Genomic DNA, 4,975 nt, shown 5'->3' with positions numbered 1-4,975 from the left:
CTTTTGTAATAGGTCTACTAAAATAGTACCCCTGAGCATAATCAACTTTTAAAAACTCTAAAAACTCCATCTGTTCTTTTGTTTCAACCCCCTCAGATACAATTTTAAAGTTTAAATCCTTTATTAGAGAGGTTAAATTCCTATAGACAATCCTTCCTTTAATACCATTGATCTCAATAGAATCTAAAAGGGATTTGTCAAATTTAACAATATCTATGGGTAAAAGTGGTAAAAGACCAGCAGTGGAATGCCCAGCAGTAAAGTCATCCAAAGATATTTGGATTCCTAAACTTTTTAAAGTTTTTAACTTAGTAATAAGGTCTTTCATATCCAAAATAAAGATAGATTCAGTAATCTCTATCTCAATGTATTTTCCAGGAACTTTAAATTGATTTAATAAATCAGAGATTACAACTATTAGATCATCCCTTTTAAAAGTTTTCATGGATACATTAAAGGATATTCTGAAGTTGTCCAAAGAGATACCGCTATCAAGAAGCTCTTTAATAAAGATAATAGATTCTTTGGCAATGTTGTAGTCAACTTTATGAATAAAATTATATTTCTCAGCTATTGGTATAAACTCAAAAGGTGGAATAGGTCCAAGTTTTGGAGAGTCATACCGAGCCAGAGCCTCAGCTCCAATAATTCTATTGTTTTTAATACATATTTTAGGTTGAAATAGAGGGTATATTCCTCTAATATCATCCTCTAGAATTAAAAGAATGGAGGTTTCTCTATCCATTTTTTTAATAAACTTCTCATCAGCAACTTTAAAAAATTTATTTTTTACCTTTTTAGTTTCAAGTAGAGCTAAATCTGAGTATCTAAAGCTAGTTGCCAGTGAGATTTCAGATGTTTTATAACTTATTCCCAGATTAAAAGTGATGTTATATTTTAATAGTGTTGGACAAAAAGTATGATACATCTTTAACTTTTCAATTATAGTTTCAGCACTTTCAAATGAGAAACCATAGAACTCATCTCCAGAGATTCTAAAAATATATGAACCTATAAAATTATTCTTTAAAAAATTTGCAAGTTCTTTTAAAATAAGGTCTCCAAACTGATGACCTAAAGAGTCATTTATATTTTTAAAATTATTTAAATCCACAACAAATGTACAACCAGTGAGTGAGTTTTGTTCACTACAAAACTTATCAAAGATAAATCTGTTGGGTAGGTCTGTCAACGAATCATTGAGTAAAGTTTTTTTATTTAAATACCTTTTATACAGAGAACCTGACATAATCAGGGCTAAGATAACAAAGAGTAGAGAGAAAAATATAAGAGTGTGTAAAGACTCCTTCTCTTTTGTAGCGATAGTCCTATATTCAAGATCCCGCTCTAGCTCAGATAGTTCTGTTAGATTTTTTAAATCTATTGAATGACGAAACGCTTTATCTATAATATTCCTTAGCACTTCATGGTCCCTATTAAATGCTAGATTGATGGGAATAATTTCAAAAGGGATAATGTCGTACCTATTAGAATTAAAATATCTCTTATCAGTTGCAAGAAGACTTCCAATTTTACCAGTTTTTAAAGCATTGATCATAGATTTAAAGTCATCAAAGACAATGATATCTTCGTTGACATAGTATCTTTGAGCTAGATGCTCCTCCACATTATTTTTCAAAACACCAACACTTCCATTGCAAGAGGGGTTGGTATTTAGTCTGACCAAATATACCTCTATATCATAGATTTTCTTAGAAAATACAAAGTCTTCACCACGTCTTCGAGTTTTGGAAAGTAGCATAGTATCAAACTCATTATTTTTAAGGTTATCAGTAGTTTTGTACTCTTCATTTGTGACATCAATGAAATCTATATTTAGATTATTTTTTAAAATTTTGAAAATATTAGGTGCAATCCCCTTGTATTTTCCATCAACTTTAGATTTATATGATACAAGAGAGTCACTTCTATTTTCATATGACACCTCAATTGGAGAGAGAGTTTCAAGGTACTTTTTCTCCTCTGGTGTTAAAGAGCTATAAAAATTGTTGTAGGATATAAGTCTATTTATCTCCACTAAATTTTTAAAAAATATCTCTCTATAGCCAGAGTTTAGAGCGTTATTAATAGATGGAAGCATCTCTGAGTATTTGTGAGATAGAGCTACGGTAACACCTGAAAAGTTACCTATTTTAATCCCATAATTAGGCTTATATAGGATTGGATTAGCTGTTAAAATAAGTTTATTTTGATAGCTAGTCAAATCCTCTACAGATATATGATAACTGTTTAGGTCGTTATTTGCTAAGATAGCATCAAGTATATATTTATACGGTTCCATATATGAGGTATAGATAATTTTATTGTTTAAATCTTTTATACAATCGATAGGTTTATCTTGAGATACAACAAAAAGTTTTTCTGAAAAAATATCGTCACTAAAATCTAGATATTCGTCATAGAAGTTATTTTTGGGAATCAATGCCACTCCATCAACAGCACCAGATTTAACCTCATTTTGTAAATTTTTATAAGATACTGTTTTAAACTCTACATCTAGTTGTATATAGTCTTTAAAAAAACTTTGGATAGTATCGTTTAAAGAGTGGACATCAGGATAGCTCAAATTATAGAAGGGTTCATCTATTAGAGCTATGGTAATTTTTTCCTTTTTTAATTTACTAAATACCTTTTCTTCATTGGGAGTTTTGGGTACGTAAATATTACTAAAAGTTAAATTAAAAAATAACAGAAAAAAAATAGAGAAAAATCGGTAGATCATTAAACCTCTCCTTTGCAAATATTTTGGTATATTATTATATTCTTTGTAGAGTTCTTAGCCATGTAAAGTCTTTCGTCACACTTAATATATGTATTTTCAGTAGCTTTAGAAAAACCACCGCTGATAGTTACTGTAATAGGGTGTTTCCATTGAATATTTTCTATAGCATCTTTAATATACTCACAACTATCAACTATAAAATTTTCATCCAGATTTGTAAAAATAATGGCAAACTCCTCTCCACCAACTCGGTAGATAGAGATATCCTTATTTTCAATAATTTTTAGAATTTTTCCAATAGTTGCTAGAACTTCATCCCCAAAATCATGCCCATAGCTATCATTTATAGATTTAAAATTATCAATATCAAAAAGTAACATTGAATAGCTTTTATTTTTTAGGGAATCGAGTTTTAAGTTAAAAGAGAACCTATTTCCAATATTTGTCAAAGCGTCAATTTTTGATTTTTTATCGAGGTACTGCATCTGTTTGTATAGAATGCCAAGCATTATAAGCATAGTGGTAATCAATAGAGTGATGTTTCTATAAAGTTTTCTGTTCTCTTTGGCAAAATGTTCATGCTTTAAACTTTCAATAATATACATACTAAAAACCTGATTGTTAGACATATTTAACTCTTCTAAATATCCGTCATAATCAGTTGTGAGATTGGTGTATGCTTCAAAATTATTTGTATCGTAATAGTATTTAAAAAGTAGTTTAAAAGCCATTTTTAAAAATGTAATATCTCTGTAGTAATTAGAGGTTTCAATAAAAGCTCTAAGATTGTGTGGAGAGAATTTACTGGGGTCATATTTTAAATAGTAGCTCTCTGTAGTTAGTAAACGTCGAACCTCAAGGTCAGTAAAAAATGTCTTTTCTAAACTACTCAATAAAGATGTAGCGGTATTTAGAGATTTTAAGGCAGCTTCTTGATCGTTTGAAGCTATATAGAGTGAAGTTTCAAATAGATTTTTTAAAGCTAGGGCATTTTTTTTAAACTCTTCATCCTCATCCTCCAATAGAGGTGGAATTTTATTTAGGTATTTAAATGCTTCAGGTATCTCATGAAGAAAACTAAAGTTTTCAGCTAGATATAGATATATTGATATTTTTGTTCTTGAAATTTCAGGGAAATCTTTATTGTTAATATCAATATCAGACAGCATTTTTATAGAGGTTTCGTGCCCTCCTAAAGTGTTGAAAATTGAACTGAGTCCAATTTTAGCTCTGATGACACCATGTTCATCCTCAAGTTCCTCTGCTAAATTGAGACACTCCATAGCGAGCTTCATAGCATTTACAACATCTCCTGAGGTAGCATCTAAAATTCTAAGTTTGTTTAAAACAAAAAGCTCAGCTTTGGGTAGAAGAACACCACTGTTGAGAACCTCTTTTAAAATATATGCTCCAACATTTTGTTGTTGGGGTATGTTTAGAAGAACTCTATTGTTCTCTACAATCTCTCTGTATCTATAAGCGTATTCATTTTTAGGTATTTTTTGAAACTTATTCCAAACCTCTTTTTCTAAGGGGGTTAAATTTCTAAAATCAATTGAGTTATTACTAATTGTAATCTTTTTTAAGAAAGATGTCTCTCTCTCTTTAAGTTTATTCTCTCGAATAATTAGAAAAAATATATAGGAGAAAGTTAGTAAAATAACTGTTGGTATAACAAAATTATTATAAAATTTATTTTTCATAGTAAACGGAAACTCTCCTCCAAAATAAAATAGTCGATTAGATTAGTATACCATATTATCCTAAAATAGAAAACCCTCTAAAATCAGTTTAGAGGGTTTCAAAAAGAGGTGGAATAAAATTTGATTTTTGATGAAAAAAGAGTATAAAAAAATATACAAAATAAACTTATCATTGTATAATATATAAAAAAGAGGTGAAAAAAATGTCTGTGTATTCTAAAACAAACGAATCGTTAAAATTTATAGTTTCAAAGGATAAATCAGAATATTTTTTAAGATCTACTAAAAAAGGAAGTTTAGAAGCTACTTTAAAAAAAATCGAAGACAGAAAAAATAATACATTGAAAACAAGAAGAAAAATCGGTGACTAAATAAATGTTGGGTAGAGACATAGAATATAAAACAGTAATTTTAGATGAAGAAAATATAAATACAACAACTTTATTTAATTGTGGAAATTTCGTTATCAATGAATTTTTAAAATTTAAAGCACTTGAAAGTAGTAATAGGAATGAATCAAAAACATATA

At 28.9% G+C, this 4,975-nt stretch carries 3 protein-coding genes; 1 reads left to right on the top strand and 2 read right to left on the bottom strand.

What is annotated here, in order from left to right:
• Both ACRC8M_RS11230 and ACRC8M_RS11225 read right to left on the bottom strand, forming a co-directional pair.
• A partial coding sequence (locus tag ACRC8M_RS11230) for an EAL domain-containing protein (RefSeq protein WP_438529206.1) occupies positions 1–2,743 on the bottom strand: 2,743 nt, incomplete at its 3' end.
• A complete protein-coding gene (locus ACRC8M_RS11225; RefSeq protein WP_438529205.1) occupies positions 2,743–4,446 on the bottom strand; it encodes a GGDEF domain-containing protein in 1,704 nt (567 codons plus the stop codon). The genes ACRC8M_RS11225 and ACRC8M_RS11230, both read right to left, overlap by 1 nt.
• Before the next feature lie 203 nt (positions 4,447–4,649).
• Here ACRC8M_RS11225 and ACRC8M_RS11220 point away from each other — a divergent pair, with 203 nt between their 5' ends.
• A complete protein-coding gene (locus ACRC8M_RS11220) occupies positions 4,650–4,817 on the top strand; it encodes a hypothetical protein (protein ID WP_438529204.1) in 168 nt (55 codons plus the stop codon).
• Positions 4,818–4,975 lie beyond the last annotated feature (158 nt).

It is taken from the genome of Cetobacterium sp., assembly GCF_051653945.1.
Taxonomy (GTDB): Bacteria; Fusobacteriota; Fusobacteriia; order Fusobacteriales; family Fusobacteriaceae; genus Cetobacterium_A.
This window is presented reverse-complemented; position numbering and strand designations above follow the sequence as displayed.